Raw genomic sequence first — 15,120 nt, 5'->3', positions numbered from 1 at the left:
TGTAATTATTAATTAATAAGAATAATTGCCCCTTTTATTTGTAGATATTTTTTTTACGAATGAAAAAAACATTACTTCAATCTTTATTGTTAACTGCTGTTTGTGCAAGTTCGACCTATGCACAAGAGAAACAAGTTAATGAGTCTGTTCAACAATCAACACTTAACGAGATCGTATTATCTGCTGTTCGTGCAGATGAGAAGACGCCTATCGCTTATGCTAACTTGTCTAAGAACGAGATCGGAAAGCGCAATCTCGGACAAGATATCCCTACCATCATGTCTTATATGACCTCAGTAGTGACTACTACAGATGCTGGTAACGGGATAGGGTACTCTAGTTTCAGAGTACGAGGATCAGACGCTACACGTGTCAACGTGACCTTAAACGGGATTCCCTATAATGATGGAGAGTCACAAGGTTCGTTTTGGGTAAATATGCCAGACTTTACATCATCTGTCCAGAATCTACAGTTACAGCGTGGTGTAGGTACTTCTACTAACGGATCAGCCGCATTCGGTGCGAGTCTTAATCTAAAGACAGATGACTTCTCACATGAGGCGAATGGAGAAATCTCTAATTCTTTTGGAAGTTATAACACGCGTAAGTCTACTGTGAAGTTTAGTACAGGATTGATCAATGATAAGTTTGAGATTGCTGGTCGTCTGTCAGATATGAAGTCTGATGGGTATATAGACCGTGCGTCTTCTAGGATGAAGTCATACTACTTACAGGGAGTGTATGTAGGTGAGACATCATTAGTGAAGGCTGTCGTATTCGGAGGAAAACAGAAGACGTATCAAGCGTGGAATGGTGTATCTCAGGCAGACATAGATAAGTATGGTCGTCGTTATAACCCTGCAGGGAAGTATAAAGATGATCAAGGCAATACACAGTTCTATGACAATGAAACAGATAATTATATCCAGACACACTATCAGCTACACTGGAGTGAGAAGTGGTCATCAGCATGGTCATCTAACGTATCACTTCACTATACTAAGGGCGATGGATATTATGAGAACTATAAGACGAACCAGAAGTTTAAGACTTATGGATTCCAACCTATTATCGTAGATGGCAAGGAGGTAAATAAGACAGACCTTATCAGACAGAAGAGCCTAGCGAATCACTTCTACGGTATGGTGTTTAATACGAACTATACTACGGATAAGCTTAATGTAATCTTAGGTGGAGGAGCGAATAAGTATGAAGGAGACCACTTCGGTAATGTGTTGTGGACTAGAGAACCTGTGAAGATAGCACCTAACTATGAGTACTACAGAGATGATGCTGTAAAGACAGACCTTAACTTCTATGCGAAGGCCACTTGGCAGTTCGCCGATCAGTGGAGTTTATTTGGAGATATGCAGTATAGACGTGTTACTTATGAGGCTAACGGTATCGAGACAGGGTTAGTAGATGATAAATTTAACTTCTTTAACCCAAAAGGAGGTATTACTTATCAGCTGAATGATTCGAACCAACTATATTTCTCTTATGCTAAAGGGAATAGAGAGCCGAACAGAAAGGACTATGAGGGAGAAGGAAAGCCTAAGTCTGAGAGCATGGATGACTATGAGCTTGGATGGAGATATAAAGGAGACCGTGCTACTGTGAACGTGAATGCCTACTATATGAAGTATAGAAACCAACTTATCTTAACAGGAGAAATAAACGACGTAGGAGCTATGTTAAGAGCGAATAGTGGTGATAGTTATAGAGCAGGTATCGAGATCGATGCGAATGTGAGAGTATTAGATAAGTTATATTGGGCACCTAGTATGACTATTAGTGCTAATAAGAATAAGAACTTTATGACGACAGTAGATGGACTACCTGTAAATCTAGGTACTACGAATATCGCGTTCTCTCCAGATTTTATTGCATCTAATGCCATTACTTATTTACCTGTAGAGGGGATGAGTGTATCTCTTCTAACGAAATTCGTGGGAGAACAATATATGGCCAACATAGATACTAAAGAATCAAAGCTTGATTCCTACTTTATCAACGATCTAAGTGCTACTTATGAGTTCCCGATTAAAGGATGGGTACGATCAGTAGGTGTATCTGTATTAGCAAATAATATATTCAATGTGAAGTATATGTCTAATGGATATTATGACCCAGAATGGGGACCTGCTTATTATCCACAGGCAGAGTTTAATATCTTAGCAGGACTGACTATTAAGTTCTAATCCATAATAATAAACAATCTAATAGGCTAGATTATTTATAGAGACCACCATAGCGATATGGTGGTTTTTTTTGACCTTGTTTTATCGTAATGTTGCTTCTAGTAATATGCTGTAGGTTTTATAAGAGTTAATGAGCTGATATGGAGATAACGACTCTATTTACTCTTTTTGACTTATAATGGAGAATTGTTTTGGTTTTAAATGGTTGAAATATAGATATTTATTCTTTTTTGTTTTTATGTTGTTTGGAAGCTATTCGGTAATAATCAGTGTTTACTTGGGTTGAGTGGGTATTTACCGAACCGTACTAAATCTCTACCCGAACCATCTCTACAGGAGAGTAATGTACAAAAAAAATACTCCGATGAGAGAGTATTTATATAGAATGATCAGGTTTAATTATTAGTAAGTCACAAAGATATTATCACCACTTTGTCTTACAGGATAAGGCTTCAGTTGGTTGTATTTTAATCCTGGTTTTATAGATTGACCATTGCCTAGATAGAAGGCAGGTTCTTCTCCATTATGCTGAAGCTTATTGGTACAGTATACATAAGGATCATTAGGTTTTTTTTGTACTAATCTAGACGTGACAGGGTCAAAAGCATGATCAGGACAGGTTAGATCATAAGCAAAGTATTGTGAGCCAGCGTTAAATATTGCTACACCTATAATGCCATGATTATAGGTTACATAAGTACCGTTCTGATATCTTAAAAAGTCTGCATCTGCTTGGTACAGATTTACCATAAGATTGACTTTTATATTGGGTAGATAAGGGTTGTGATATCCACTACCACTTTTACTACATGCTGTAGATATTAGTAAAGTAAATAGGATTAGAAATAATCTTTTCATTTTAATAAACTATTTGAAAAACAAATTTAATTATTTAACTTTGACAAATATAGTAGAACAGTTAATTATTGATTTAACGATAAAAATAAAAATATCTTTATAGCGAAGAATCCCGTTTTTATGGGATTTTTTCTATTTATATAAACGTGTTAATTATGAGTAAGATTTCGTATTATACTGCGGAGGGTCTTAAAAAACTAAAAGACGAGTTAGAGCAGTTGAAGAGTGTGGAGCGTCCAAAGGCATCTCAAGCTATTGCAGATGCGAGAGATAAGGGAGACTTATCTGAGAATGCAGAGTATGATGCTGCTAAGGAAGCACAAGGTTTATTAGAACTAAAAATAGCAAAAGTAGAGGAAGTAGTAGCTAATGCTAGGTTGATAGACGAATCTCAGTTAGATATGTCTAAGGCATTAGTATTATCTAAAGTGAAAATAAAGAATCAAGCTAATGGAATGGAGATTACCTATACATTAGTAGCTGAAAGTGAAGCAGACCTAAAAGCTGCAAAAATTTCAGTAACTTCACCTATCGGAAGAGGACTTCTGGGCAAATCTGTTGGAGATGTTGCGGAGATCCAAGTTCCTAATGGAATCATGAAGTTCGAGATTCTAGAGATCACTAGAGACTAATTTTAAAAAATATAGTATGAGTTCTATTTTCACTAAAATCATTACTGGAGAGATCCCTGCCTATAAGGTAGCAGAGGATGATAATTTCCTTGCATTTTTAGATATTAATCCGAATGCGAAGGGACATACGCTATGTATTCCAAAAAAGGAAATCAATAAGATTTTTGATATGGAAGAGGATCATTATATGGAATTGATGAGATTCTCTCGCAAGGTAGCTAAGGCATTAGAGCTAGCTGTACCGTGTAAGAGAGTAGGGATGGCAGTAGTAGGGTTAGAAGTACCTCATGTACATGTGCATTTAATCCCTCTTCAAGAAATGGATGATATGCGCTTCACTAAAAAAGAAAAGCTAACTCCAGAAGAGTTCGAGAGTGTAGCTAAAGCTATTAACAGTCATTTATAAGGCTGTATGGATAATGTAACAAAGGCTGTCTAGATTATAGGTCAGCCTTTTTTTTGTGATATGTGATACAGAATGTAGTTCCTTTACCTACTTCTGATTGCGTTACTTTAATCTTTCCATCTTGAAATTCTTCTACGATTCTCTTAGTCAGAGATAGTCCTAGCCCCCATCCACGTTTCTTAGTCGTGTATCCAGGCTCGAAGATCTTATTAAACATCTTCTTCGGTATCCCACTTCCTGTATCTGTCACATAGATATTGACAGTCTTATCAGTATCTTGGATCAGGATAGCTAGTTTCCCTTTTCCTTTCATGGCATCGATAGCATTCTTGATTAGGTTCTCTATAGTCCAGCTGTGTAATTCCTTGTTTAGAGGAATATTAATTTCGTAGTCAGGACAGTCTAGTGTGAAGATAATCTGCTTAGAGTTTCTCAGGGAGAAGTAATCAAATGACTTCCTCGTCTCTGATACGATATCTACGTTCGTTAACTTCGGTATAGACCCGATCTTAGAAAAACGATCTGCTATTATCTGAAGTTTTTTGACATCTTTTTCTATCTCTTCTGTGATCTCAGGGCTTACATTATCTAATCTCATGATCTCTACCCAGCCTAGTAGTGAGGATAGAGGTGTACCTATCTGATGGGCTGTTTCTTTTGCCATTCCTGTCCATAGCTTGTTCTGAGTAGCGATCTTATTACTTCTATAGAAGTAGAATAGCAGTACTGTGAAGAATAAGAATATCAGTACTAGCGTGACAGGGTAGTACTTTAGCTTGGTCAGTAAGGATGAGTTACCGTAATAGACATACTGAGTTTGTTTACCTACCTTTAGGATAATAGGTGGGTTCTGAAACTTGAGTTTGCGCAGCAGTGCTTCTTTTTTTTCGGGAGTGTTGACTATCTGTTCATCTATATTATTTAGAGAGATGATCTTATCATGCTCATCTGTCTGGATAATAGGGATAGTCTTATTCTCCATAATGATCAGAAAGGGTAGAGATACGTCAGCCTCTATAGAAGTGGCTATATCAAGTGTATTCAGCGCTTCTGCCCAGATCTTCATCTTGGTTCTCTCCTCTGTCTTATAGGTTTGAAAAAAGGAATAGGTGTTCCACAGGATGACTACTAAGGTGATTAAGGCTGCAGTAATTACTGACCAACGAAATATTTCTTTTTTATTTCTCAAGTTCTGATATGGGTTTTATGAACATTTAAAAGTAATTAAAATAAATGAATTGAATTTAGTTTAATGAAGTATTAAAAATTTTATCGTTCCTAAAAGCTTTTGTAACTTTACTTTTCTTCAACTAAATATATATATGAAATCTATAGAACCTAAAGATATATCTGTAGTAGAATTACAGAGACTGATGCAAACGTCTATCGGGCCACGCCCTATAGCGCTGGCAAGTACCGTAGATGCTGATGGTAGACCTAATCTATCTCCGTTTAGCTTCTTTAATATGGTGAGTACTAATCCGCCTATATTAGTGTTCTCTCCGTCTAGACGTGTAAGGGATAATACGAATAAGCATACTTTATTTAACGTACAGGCTAATCTGCAAGTGGTGATAAATGTGGTGACTTATGATATGGTACAGCAGACTTCTCTATCTAGTACAGAGTATAAAGATGGGGTAAACGAGTTTATCAAATCAGGATTGACTATGGTACCATCTGATATCGTAAAACCATTTAGAGTCAAAGAAAGTCCAGTGCAGTATGAGTGTGTTGTACAGGAGGTAATCGGACTGGGGAATGAAGGCGGTGCTGGTAATCTAGTGATCTGTGAAGTGGTGAAAATACATGTCAATGAGGATGTATTAGATGAGAACGGACAGATAGATCAGCATAAGATAGATCTAGTAGCACGTATGGGAGCGAACTGGTATACTCGTGCCAATGACGGAATATTTGAGGTAGAAAAACCGTTGACTACACTAGGTCTAGGAGTAGATGCACTACCAGCAGGAGTAGTAGAGAGTGGAGTATTCACAGGTAATGATCTTGGAATATTAGGTAATGTAGAACAGCTGCCTACTGAAGAAGAGGTTGCTACTTTTGTGAATTCAAATAAAGAGTTAAAAGAAATTTTGGTTGCTAATAATCAAATCAATAAATTTAAATTAGCAAAAAAATATTTAGAAGAAAATAATGTACCTTTGGCTTGGAAAACAATTTTAGCCAAATAGATTGTAATTAAAAAAAGAGATTAAAATGGAAGTTACAGGAAGAATCAAATTAATTGGACATACACAAGATATCAGTTCATCATTCAGAAAGAGAGAAGTAGTAGTAACTACTGAAGAGCAATATCCTCAGCACATTATGATTGAGTTTACACAAGATAAAGTAAGTTTATTAGACTCTTATCAAGTAGGTGAGCAAGTACGTGTATCTATTAATTTGAGAGGAAGAGAGTGGCAAAGTCCACAAGGAGAAATCAGATACTTTAATACAATCCAAGGGTGGAGAATAGAGCACATGATGCCAGCTCAACAAGGTGGTAACATGGGACAAAACCAACAACCATATATGGGACAACAAGATAATATGCAGTCTCAATACGGAAATGCTGGTATGCAACAACAATCTAACCAACAAGGAGGTTTTGCTCAAAACAATCAAGCTCCACAACAAGGTGGGTTTAATCAAGGACAACAAGGAGGTTTTGCTCAAAATAACCAAGGGCAACAAGGAGGATTTAACCAAAACCAACAACAAGGCTTTGCACAGAATACTCAATCTCAACAAATGGGAGGGTTTAATCAAAACCAAAACCAACAAGGTTTTAATCAAGGACAGAGTAATATGGGACAACAGTTTCCTCCTGCTTCTAGCTATATGGAGGAAGATCACGATGATTTACCATTCTAAAAAATATTCTTTTAAGATGTCCCTAAGATTATTCTTAGGGACTTTTTTTTCTTATGATAACAGTCTTAGATAGTAATTATTTATATTTTCCAGCAGTAGAAAATACGCATGAATCTGGAATTTTAGCCATAGGAGGTGATTTATCTGCTAATAGATTGATATTAGCGTATAAGTCTGGGATATTCCCTTGGTTTGAAGATGGAGAGCCTATTACATGGTGGTCTCCTAGTATGCGTATGGTTCTAGAGCCTGATGAGGTATATGTCTCTAAGAGTATGCGTAGTATCTTAAAGAAAAATATATTTACGGTTACTTTTAATACTTGTTTTGCAGATGTAATTAATAATTGTCAGAACGCTAAGCGAGAGGGACAACTGGGTACTTGGATTACAGATGATATGATCAATGCATACTGTAATCTACATGACTTAGGCATCGCTAAATCTGTAGAGGTTTGGCAAGATGGAGAACTTGTAGGCGGTCTCTATGGTGTAGATATGAAACCTGTGTTCTGCGGAGAGAGCATGTTCTCCTTCGTACCAAATGCTAGTAAAGTAGCCTTTATCTACTTATGTGAATATCTAAGAGATAAAAAGTATAAGCTACTAGACTGTCAAGTATATAATGATCATTTAAGCTCTTTAGGTGCTTATGAGATACCTAGAGAGGTATTTCTAGAGTATCTACCTAAGAGGTAGCACTGCCATACATCAGTTTATTTATTTCCCAGGTCAAGGTGTTCAGGATAAGAAGTTGACCAGAAAGGGAGGGAAGGTCTAAGATGACTTTCAGTGTCTCATGAGCCATGATAGTCCCTATTATACCAGGGAATGTACCAAGTACTCCATTAAGACTACAGTTGGGCACATCTTCTGGAGCAGGAGGTTCTGGGAAGAGGTCGCAGAGGTTGGCATTGTTATGATGATTAAATACACTCACCTGACCTTCAAATCCCATAATAGTTCCATAGACTAGTACTTTATCTAAGGTTACACATGTGTCATTCACTAGATAGCGCGTGCTAAAATTATCACTGCCATCTACGATAATATCGAATGAACTCAGAATAGTTACTGCATTATCAGAGGTTAACTGCTCATCGTATATTGTAAAGTGAATATGTGGGTTGATTTGTTCGATGCGCTGTTTGGCGATACTACTTTTGTTTTTGTTGATGTCAGCTTCTGTAAAGAGTATTTGTCTGTGTAGATTGTGATGTTCGATAGTATCAAAGTCTATTACCCCTAGTGTGCCTACACCACAACTAGCAAGGTAAGTTAGCACTGGAGAGCCTAGCCCTCCAGCACCTATTACTAATACCTTAGCTTGTTTTATCTTCATCTGACCTTCTATACCTACTTCTGGTAGATTCATCTGTCTGTTATATCGCAAGAAATCTGTTGTATCCATACTATAATTGTTTTGTTATTGATAGGCTTTATCCCAGTCTTTCCATACAGGATCATATCCTGCTTCTTTTATCAGGTGGTATATCTCTGATGTACTTCTGGTATCACAGATCTCAAATTGTTCTAATGAGTCTTCTGCCACACTATATCCTCCTGGGTTAGTTTTTGAACCAGCACTCATGGTAGTAGCTCCTAGTTTAAATACATTGTTTCTCAGTATCTCACTCTCACGGGTAGAGATAGATATCTCTAGGTCTTCATTCCATATTCTGTATGCACATAAGAGCTGTATGAGATCTCTATCTTCCATGATGAAGTTAGGTTCTATAACACCTTCTGCAGGTCTTAGTCTAGGGAAGGATACAGAGTACTTGGTTTGCCAATATGTCTTTTGTAGATAGTCGATATGTAGCGCATTAAAGAAGCTGTCTACTCGCCAGTCTTCTAGCCCTAGGAGAACGCCTAGTCCTATCTTATGTATACCTGCTCTCCCTATTCTATCAGGAGTATCTAATCTATATTCAAAGTTAGACTTCTTCCCTTTTGGGTGGTATTGTTTATAGACCTCCTTGTGGTAAGTCTCTTGATATACTAGAACGGCATATACACCTAGATCAGCTAGCTGTTCGTACTCATCTTGCTTTAGGGGTTGTACCTCTATAGAGATGGTAGAAAAAGACTGCTGTATCTGTTCTATACTCTGCTTGAAGTAATTGATATTGACTAAGTGATTAGCTTCTCCTGTTACGAGTAGAATATGATCGTATCCTTGTGCTTTGATTACTTTGACTTCCTGTTCTATTTCTTTTGGAGAGAGAGTCTTTCTGCGGATATTGTTATCTAAGCTGAAGCCACAATAAGTACAGATGTTGTTACACTCATTACTCAAGTACATCGGAGCATATAGTGATATCGTCTTGCCAAATCTTTTCTGAGTAAGCTGTTGACTCTGCTGAGCCATCTCTTCTAGATAAGGCATAGCAGCAGGAGAGATAAGATGGATAAAGTCTGTCAGGGTCTTCTTATTCTTAGCTAAGCTCTGTTCTACCTGTTTAGAAGTTGTCTCATAGATTGTATTCTTGATCTCTTCCCAGTCGTATTGTTCATAAGTTTGTATAAAGGACATAGTTTACTCTGTTAGAAATGCAGTTAGTGGGCTAGAAGCTTGAGCGTGATTTACTACAGTAGCTAGCTTAGCCTCATAGGCTAAGCGACCAGCTCTGACAGCATGTTTAAAGGCGGTAGCCATTTGTTCAGGGTTACCAGCTACTGCTATGGCAGTATTGACAAGTACAGCATCAGCGCCTATCTCCATAGCCTTAGCTGCATCTGAAGGCGCTCCGATACCAGCATCTATGATAACGGGAACTTTGCTATTCTCAATGATAATCTCTAAGAAGTCCATTGTCTTCAGCCCTTTATTAGTACCTATAGGTGCACCTAAAGGCATGACAGCAGCTGTACCTACTTCTTCTAGTCGTTTGCACAATACAGGGTCTGCGTGTATGTATGGCAAGACAACAAAGCCTAATTTGGCTAGTTCTTCTGTAGCTTTAAGGGTTTCGATAGGATCGGGAAGTAGGTATTTAGGGTCTGGGTGTATTTCTAGTTTAAGCCAGTTGGTCTCTAGCGCTTCTCTAGCTAGTTGTGCTGCGAAGATTGCTTCTTTAGCATTTCTTGCTCCTGATGTATTAGGTAGTAGGTGGATATGTGGATGCTGTAGATGAGAGAGTATAGCATTAGTGTCAGTGGTCGTGTCTATTCGCTTCAGAGCGACTGTAACTAACTCGCTTTCGGATGCTAGTGTAGCGCTCTCCATATCTGCGTTAGAACCATATTTACCAGTCCCTAAGAATAAGCGTGACTGAAAGGTCTTATTGGCTATTGTAAGTGGTTGTGTATTCATTTGAGTATATTGTTTAGTTGTTGTAGTAATGATTTTTTATCAGTGCTGTTTTGGAGTAAGCCAGATATCGCTATGCCATGTAGTCCTGCTTGTTTTAAGTCTTCTACATCTTCTAATTGTATTCCTCCTATAGCGACTACGGGGATGTTGATATTTAGTTCCTGCATCTGTTTTAAGATCTGTTGATAACCTGTTAGACCAAGTATAGGACTCAGCTTTTGTTTAGTGGTTGTATACCTATAAGGGCCTAGACCGATGTAATCACAACCTTCTGTATGTCTAAGTTGGATATCCTCTATCGTATTAGCTGTACCTCCTATAATCTTGTTAGGCAGATAAGCTTTGGCTTGTATGATGCTTAGGTCAGTAAGTCCTAAGTGGACACCATCAGCCTCTATGGCTTTAGCTAAGTCTACATGATCATTAATGATCAGAGTAGCTTGATATTGTTCGCATAGCCTCTTGACCTGTTCTGCTGTTTGCCACAGGGTAGTGTTCGTCGTATTTTTGAAGCGATACTGTATCCACTGTTGTCCTGCTCCTAATACAGTTTCTATGTGATATAATTGTTCTTGTGGAGTATCTCCATGACTGATGTATTGTATTTTATTTAGCATGATATCCGAGTAAGGTGTGATTAGAATTGAAGAATGTCTCTATATAGGCTTTAGCCTTCTGAATAGCTGTCAATGTGTGATCTCCTTTTGCAATATTAGCTGTTATCGCAGAGGATAATACACAGCCAGAACCGTGTTTAGGATAATCAGATAGTTGAGTTGGAGGTATAGTTTGTATCACCTCTTTACTCACATAGTAGTCAAAGCCCAATGCATTAGGATTATGTCCTCCTTTTAGCAGTACATCACAGTATTGACTCAGAGTCTGTGCTTTTTGAAGTGCATCGTCATTCGTAGTGATTAATTGATGTATCTCTAGGTAGTTTGGCGTGATAAGATCTATTTGTTGTAATAAAGTAGTTAAAGAATCTATTAGTTCAATAGTCTGAAAGTCAAAACCACTAGATGAACGCAATACTGGATCCCAAATAACTTTGGTCGTTGGAGATAAACCTTTGATAGTATCCACGTATAGCTTCAATGTGTCTAGATCTTTGACAATACCTATTTTTACTGCTGCTATAGTATAGTTCTCAAGTATAGTAGCTAATTGACGGAAGGTATATTCTTCTTCCCATCTTACATGGATAAAGTTGTCTTCTGTTTGTATCGTATTAGCAGATAGTACTGCCATAGGGTACACTTGATGAAGTTCAAATGTTTTGATATCTGCCATAACCCCAGCACCACTAGTAGGGTCAAAGCCAGCTATTGCCAATGCAATTGGTCGTAATATTGACATAATTCAAATTGTTTTAAGGGTTGCTCAGCTTCCCATATTGTTCCTAATAAGGCATAATCATCAAATCCCATTGTATGAATAGATTCGATGTGAAAAGGAGTGATACCACCAAGAGCAACTAAGGTTACTCTATTATTAGTTCTTTGCTTTAATTCTGTTGTCCAATTAATAGTTGAGACATATCCTCTCTTAGATATACTAGGGTAGATAGGACTTATAAAAGCTCTGTCTATACTTGTTGATAACTTATTAACCTCACTTATACAATGAACAGATGTTGATAACTTAGGTAGTTCTACACTATAGTTATTAACATATAAACAATTGTTTGTTGATAAGTGTGTATAAATACTATTTATATTGTTGATAAGTGCTTTATATTGGTTAAAAACGTGTTCATTGTTGTTAATAACTATTGTTGGTATGTGTATAACTAAGTACTTATGATAGTAATTATCGATATTATTCACCCATTTTACTAGCTCCTCATAGGACATATTCGGTTTGCGAACATGAAGTAGAGGCAAGCCTTTCTCAAACATTTTGTTGATAAGGCTTGTCTCATTTTCTATAGGAGTAGGGTAGGTTATGACCACCATCTCTGTTCTCTTTTATAGATATATTTCTTTTCCAAGTTCTATAAACTCTTCTGACTTCTCGCGCATTCCTTGTTCTGCCGTATCTCTAATCTCTTGTGATATCTTCATAGAACAGAATTTAGGCCCACACATAGAACAGAAGTGAGCTACTTTAGCTCCGTCGGCAGGAAGAGTTTCATCGTGAAATTCTCTTGCTGTATCTGGATCTAGTGATAGGTTGAATTGATCTTCCCATCTAAATTCAAAGCGGGCTTTACTCAGTGCATTATCTCTGTATTGTGCTCCAGGATGTCCTTTCGCTAAGTCTGCAGCATGAGCGGCTAGTTTATAGGTAATCACTCCATCCTTTACATCTTTTTTGTTAGGTAGACCTAAGTGTTCTTTTGGGGTTACATAACATAGCATAGCCGTTCCGTACCATCCTATCATAGCCGCTCCGATAGCTGAAGTGATATGATCATAACCAGGAGCGATATCTGTAGTCAACGGGCCTAAAGTATAGAAAGGAGCTTCTCCACAGTCGCGTAATTGCTTTTCCATATTCTCCTTAATCATGTGCATAGGTACATGTCCTGGTCCTTCTATCATGACTTGTACATCGTGTTTCCACGCAATCTTAGTTAGTTCACCTAGTGTTTCTAACTCTGCAAACTGTGCTGCATCATTAGCATCTGCTATAGAGCCTGGTCTTAGTCCATCACCTAGAGAGAACGCTATATCATATTGCTTCATAATCTCACATATCTCTTCAAAGTGAGTATATAAGAAGTTTTCTTTGTGATGGAATAGACACCACTTCGCCATAATAGACCCTCCACGCGATACAATACCTGTTACACGATTAGCAGTCAAGTGAATATAACGCAGTAGTACACCTGCATGTATGGTAAAGTATGAAACTCCCTGCTCTGCTTGCTCAATCAGGGTATCTCTAAAGATCTCCCACGTCAAATCTTCGGCTATTCCTTTTACTTTCTCTAATGCTTGATAGATAGGCACCGTTCCGATAGGTACTGGAGAGTTGCGTATAATCCACTCTCTTGTCTCGTGGATATTTTTACCTGTTGATAAATCCATAATTGTGTCTGCTCCCCAGCGACATGCCCATACTGCTTTTTCTACTTCTTCTTCTATAGACGATGTCACAGCGCTATTCCCGATATTAGCATTGATCTTCACTAAGAAGTTACGGCCTATAATCATAGGTTCGCTTTCAGGGTGGTTGATATTATTAGGGATGATAGCACGTCCACTAGCAATCTCTTCTCTAACGAATTCTGGTGTAATAAAGTTTTTAGGAGTATTGGCGCCAAAGCTATTGCCTTGATGCTGTTGCTTCATCGCTGAGGTTGCTTTGTTCAGCTGTTCTATTCTTTGATTTTCCCTGATGGCTACATATTCCATTTCTGGAGTTATGATGCCTTTTTTTGCATAATGTAGTTGAGTAACATTAGCTCCTTCTTTAGCAACCTTTGGGTTATGTCTAAATTCAAAGCGCAAGTGATCTAGTTTTTCATCCGCTAATCTAGCTTTGCCATATTCTGATGTGATAGAAGATAATGTATTAACATCATTTCTATTTAGTATCCATTCTTCGCGTAGGCGAGGAATACCTTTGCGTATATCTATTGTGATATTTGGATCTGTATAAGGCCCTGAGGTATCATATACTGTTACAGGCGGATTCTCTTCTGTACCCCCATTAGATAGTTTAGTGCTGCTAAGAGATATTTCTCTCATTGCTACTTCTATTGGGAAGAGCTCTCCCTTGATGTACACTTTTTTTGAGTTAGGGAAAGGGGTTTGTGAAATACTGTGTTGTTCCATTGTTTTTAGTTTTATGAGTTATTTAGTTCTTTTTAACGAATGGAATCAACCGCCTTGAGTAGCTGTGATAATCAGTATGTGGTCATCTGCAGATAATAGATGTGTTGTCCAGCAGGCCTTAGAGATAACCTTCTGATTAACGGCTACTGCTATACCTCTTTGCTTAGTAGGTTGATGCATATCTAACATCTGTTGAACACTGAGTGTGTCAACGTCAAACTGTACTTTGTGATTGTTGATTTTTAGTTCCATTCCTTTTCGTTTTGATATATAACTTTAGGAATGGCTACAATAGGGTACGGTCGTACCTATCTAATGAAGTCATCTTACTTTTCCCTACGCTAGTATTAACTAGATCAGGTTCCAAGGGTGAAGTCTCAGCCTACAAAGTCTTGTAGACACCCCTAAAGCTTGAGGCAAATATAGGTCTTTTTTTGAACTGTGCAAATTAGGTGTAGATATAACGGGATATAATAAAAAAAAACGCTGAGGGAATTCCTCAGCGTTTGTCTACTTATATTTTTTCAGCGTAAATGATATAATATCTAGGGGTAAACCATCTCAATATAGGGCGTAACCCTAATTTTTTAATAGGGTGTGTCCACATATCTCTATCTACGATTTTATATCCTGCTTTTTCTACTAGCCAATCTAATTGCCAAGCTTCAAATTCGTGATAATGTCTGTCTAGCATATCTGTTTTACTTCTATATGCAGTACTAAACCACAAACGCAAGGGAACAGAAATCATTACTTTAGAAGCTTTACACGATTTTAATACCGTATAAGGATTTAGTAAATGCTCTACAATTTCAAAAGCGGTTAAGACATCGTAATCTCCATTAGTTAAAGCGCTTTGATCCTCATCTAAGTCTTCTCCTATGGTGTTGGTTACTTTATACCTATCTTCTTGCATAATTTTAGAAAGAGGATTGACTACACCTAAGTCTAGTATTCTTGAGTCTTTTGAAATGTGCTTAGTGACAAATTCCATTGTCTTTTTAAATCTCTTGCTCGGATATGTTTTTTCGTACATAATTATT

Annotated in this window: 17 protein-coding genes and 1 riboswitch; of the genes, 6 read left to right on the top strand and 11 right to left on the bottom strand. The window is 37.6% G+C overall.

The window, feature by feature from the left end; translation table 11 throughout:
• Positions 1–59: 59 nt before the first annotated feature.
• Complete coding sequence (locus tag AABL85_RS08055) at positions 60–2,201, top strand: TonB-dependent receptor (RefSeq protein ID WP_341309744.1); 2,142 nt, start codon at positions 60–62, stop codon at positions 2,199–2,201.
• Between the two features lie 402 nt (positions 2,202–2,603).
• On the opposite strand, the gene AABL85_RS08050 is transcribed toward AABL85_RS08055, so the two are convergent.
• Complete coding sequence (locus AABL85_RS08050; protein WP_341309743.1) at positions 2,604–3,059, bottom strand: hypothetical protein; 456 nt, start codon at positions 3,057–3,059, stop codon at positions 2,604–2,606.
• A 155-nt stretch (positions 3,060–3,214) separates the two neighbouring features.
• Between AABL85_RS08050 and greA the strand changes: the two genes are divergently transcribed.
• Positions 3,215–3,691 (top strand): transcription elongation factor GreA, encoded by a 477-nt coding sequence (greA, locus tag AABL85_RS08045; protein WP_006259751.1) that lies wholly within the window; start codon positions 3,215–3,217, stop codon positions 3,689–3,691.
• Positions 3,692–3,707: 16 nt separating this feature from the next.
• On the top strand, positions 3,708–4,097 hold the full coding sequence (locus tag AABL85_RS08040; RefSeq protein ID WP_286414182.1) for an HIT family protein: 390 nt from the start codon (positions 3,708–3,710) through the stop codon (positions 4,095–4,097).
• Positions 4,098–4,131: 34 nt separating this feature from the next.
• Here AABL85_RS08040 and AABL85_RS08035 read toward each other — a convergent pair whose 3' ends face one another.
• Entirely contained in the window at positions 4,132–5,286 is a 1,155-nt protein-coding gene (locus tag AABL85_RS08035; RefSeq protein WP_341309742.1) for a sensor histidine kinase, read from the bottom strand.
• Between the two features lie 133 nt (positions 5,287–5,419).
• On the opposite strand from AABL85_RS08035, the gene AABL85_RS08030 reads away from it, so the two are divergent.
• The 3 genes from AABL85_RS08030 to aat are packed head-to-tail and all read left to right on the top strand — an operon-like array spanning position 5,420 to position 7,675.
• A complete protein-coding gene (locus tag AABL85_RS08030) occupies positions 5,420–6,292 on the top strand; it encodes a flavin reductase family protein (RefSeq protein ID WP_341309741.1) in 873 nt (290 codons plus the stop codon).
• Between the two features lie 25 nt (positions 6,293–6,317).
• Positions 6,318–6,977, top strand: a complete 660-nt coding sequence (locus AABL85_RS08025; protein WP_286414186.1) for a DUF3127 domain-containing protein — start codon at positions 6,318–6,320, stop codon at positions 6,975–6,977.
• 53 nt (positions 6,978–7,030) lie between these two features.
• A complete protein-coding gene (gene aat / locus AABL85_RS08020) occupies positions 7,031–7,675 on the top strand; it encodes a leucyl/phenylalanyl-tRNA--protein transferase (protein WP_286414188.1) in 645 nt (214 codons plus the stop codon).
• Here the strand turns inward: aat and AABL85_RS08015 are convergent.
• The 9 genes from AABL85_RS08015 to AABL85_RS07975 all read right to left on the bottom strand — a co-directional run bounded on the left by AABL85_RS08015 (position 7,665) and on the right by AABL85_RS07975 (position 15,071).
• Positions 7,665–8,387, bottom strand: a complete 723-nt coding sequence (locus AABL85_RS08015; protein ID WP_341309740.1) for a HesA/MoeB/ThiF family protein — start codon at positions 8,385–8,387, stop codon at positions 7,665–7,667. The genes aat and AABL85_RS08015 overlap by 11 nt on opposite strands.
• 15 nt (positions 8,388–8,402) lie before the next feature.
• Complete coding sequence (gene thiH / locus AABL85_RS08010) at positions 8,403–9,512, bottom strand: 2-iminoacetate synthase ThiH (protein ID WP_341309739.1); 1,110 nt, start codon at positions 9,510–9,512, stop codon at positions 8,403–8,405.
• A gap of 3 nt (positions 9,513–9,515) precedes the next feature.
• The gene (locus tag AABL85_RS08005) at positions 9,516–10,292 is read right to left on the bottom strand and encodes a thiazole synthase (protein ID WP_341309738.1); all 777 of its coding nucleotides are present in this window, start codon (positions 10,290–10,292) and stop codon (positions 9,516–9,518) included.
• Positions 10,289–10,909 carry a thiamine phosphate synthase gene (locus AABL85_RS08000; RefSeq protein WP_286414194.1) on the bottom strand — a complete coding sequence of 207 codons (621 nt, stop codon included), beginning with the start codon at positions 10,907–10,909 and terminating at the stop codon, positions 10,289–10,291. Before AABL85_RS08000 ends, AABL85_RS08005 begins: the two co-directional genes overlap by 4 nt.
• Positions 10,899–11,651, bottom strand: coding sequence for a hydroxymethylpyrimidine/phosphomethylpyrimidine kinase (locus AABL85_RS07995; protein ID WP_341309737.1), 753 nt, complete (start codon positions 11,649–11,651; stop codon positions 10,899–10,901). The genes AABL85_RS08000 and AABL85_RS07995 overlap by 11 nt, the downstream gene beginning before the upstream one ends.
• Entirely contained in the window at positions 11,618–12,250 is a 633-nt protein-coding gene (locus AABL85_RS07990) for a thiamine phosphate synthase (protein ID WP_341309736.1), read from the bottom strand. The genes AABL85_RS07995 and AABL85_RS07990 overlap by 34 nt, the downstream gene beginning before the upstream one ends.
• 12 nt (positions 12,251–12,262) lie before the next feature.
• Positions 12,263–14,077, bottom strand: a complete 1,815-nt coding sequence (gene thiC / locus AABL85_RS07985) for a phosphomethylpyrimidine synthase ThiC (RefSeq protein WP_341309735.1) — start codon at positions 14,075–14,077, stop codon at positions 12,263–12,265.
• Between the two features lie 45 nt (positions 14,078–14,122).
• Entirely contained in the window at positions 14,123–14,329 is a 207-nt protein-coding gene (gene thiS, locus AABL85_RS07980) for a sulfur carrier protein ThiS (RefSeq protein ID WP_341309734.1), read from the bottom strand.
• Between the two features lie 64 nt (positions 14,330–14,393).
• Positions 14,394–14,493, bottom strand: a riboswitch (TPP riboswitch).
• 98 nt (positions 14,494–14,591) lie between these two features.
• Positions 14,592–15,071: a methyltransferase domain-containing protein gene (locus AABL85_RS07975; RefSeq protein WP_341309733.1), complete on the bottom strand. Its 480-nt coding sequence runs from the start codon at positions 15,069–15,071 to the stop codon at positions 14,592–14,594.
• Positions 15,072–15,120 lie beyond the last annotated feature (49 nt).

Origin of the sequence: Myroides odoratimimus, assembly GCF_038039805.1 — a bacterium.
Taxonomy (GTDB): Bacteria; Bacteroidota; Bacteroidia; order Flavobacteriales; family Flavobacteriaceae; genus Flavobacterium; species Flavobacterium odoratimimum_B.
Note: the sequence above shows the minus strand (reverse complement) of the source record. Positions and strands in the feature narration are given on the sequence as shown.

Bases quoted from the DNA above. Each gene is read 5' to 3' on its own strand.
- AABL85_RS08005 (WP_341309738.1), bottom strand. From the start codon at position 10,292: ATGAATACACAACCACTTACAATAGCCAATAAGACCTTTCAGTCACGC.
- AABL85_RS08025 (WP_286414186.1), top strand. From the start codon at position 6,318: ATGGAAGTTACAGGAAGAATCAAATTAATTGGACATACACAAGATATC.
- AABL85_RS08055 (WP_341309744.1), top strand. From the start codon at position 60: ATGAAAAAAACATTACTTCAATCTTTATTGTTAACTGCTGTTTGTGCA.
- AABL85_RS08000 (WP_286414194.1), bottom strand. From the start codon at position 10,909: ATGCTAAATAAAATACAATACATCAGTCATGGAGATACTCCACAAGAA.
- aat (WP_286414188.1), top strand. From the start codon at position 7,031: ATGATAACAGTCTTAGATAGTAATTATTTATATTTTCCAGCAGTAGAA.
- thiS (WP_341309734.1), bottom strand. From the start codon at position 14,329: ATGGAACTAAAAATCAACAATCACAAAGTACAGTTTGACGTTGACACA.
- greA (WP_006259751.1), top strand. From the start codon at position 3,215: ATGAGTAAGATTTCGTATTATACTGCGGAGGGTCTTAAAAAACTAAAA.
- AABL85_RS08050 (WP_341309743.1), bottom strand. From the start codon at position 3,059: ATGAAAAGATTATTTCTAATCCTATTTACTTTACTAATATCTACAGCA.
- thiC (WP_341309735.1), bottom strand. From the start codon at position 14,077: ATGGAACAACACAGTATTTCACAAACCCCTTTCCCTAACTCAAAAAAA.
- thiH (WP_341309739.1), bottom strand. From the start codon at position 9,512: ATGTCCTTTATACAAACTTATGAACAATACGACTGGGAAGAGATCAAG.
- AABL85_RS07990 (WP_341309736.1), bottom strand. From the start codon at position 12,250: ATGGTGGTCATAACCTACCCTACTCCTATAGAAAATGAGACAAGCCTT.
- AABL85_RS08040 (WP_286414182.1), top strand. From the start codon at position 3,708: ATGAGTTCTATTTTCACTAAAATCATTACTGGAGAGATCCCTGCCTAT.
- AABL85_RS08030 (WP_341309741.1), top strand. From the start codon at position 5,420: ATGAAATCTATAGAACCTAAAGATATATCTGTAGTAGAATTACAGAGA.
- AABL85_RS08015 (WP_341309740.1), bottom strand. From the start codon at position 8,387: ATGGATACAACAGATTTCTTGCGATATAACAGACAGATGAATCTACCA.
- AABL85_RS07995 (WP_341309737.1), bottom strand. From the start codon at position 11,651: ATGTCAATATTACGACCAATTGCATTGGCAATAGCTGGCTTTGACCCT.
- AABL85_RS07975 (WP_341309733.1), bottom strand. From the start codon at position 15,071: ATGGAATTTGTCACTAAGCACATTTCAAAAGACTCAAGAATACTAGAC.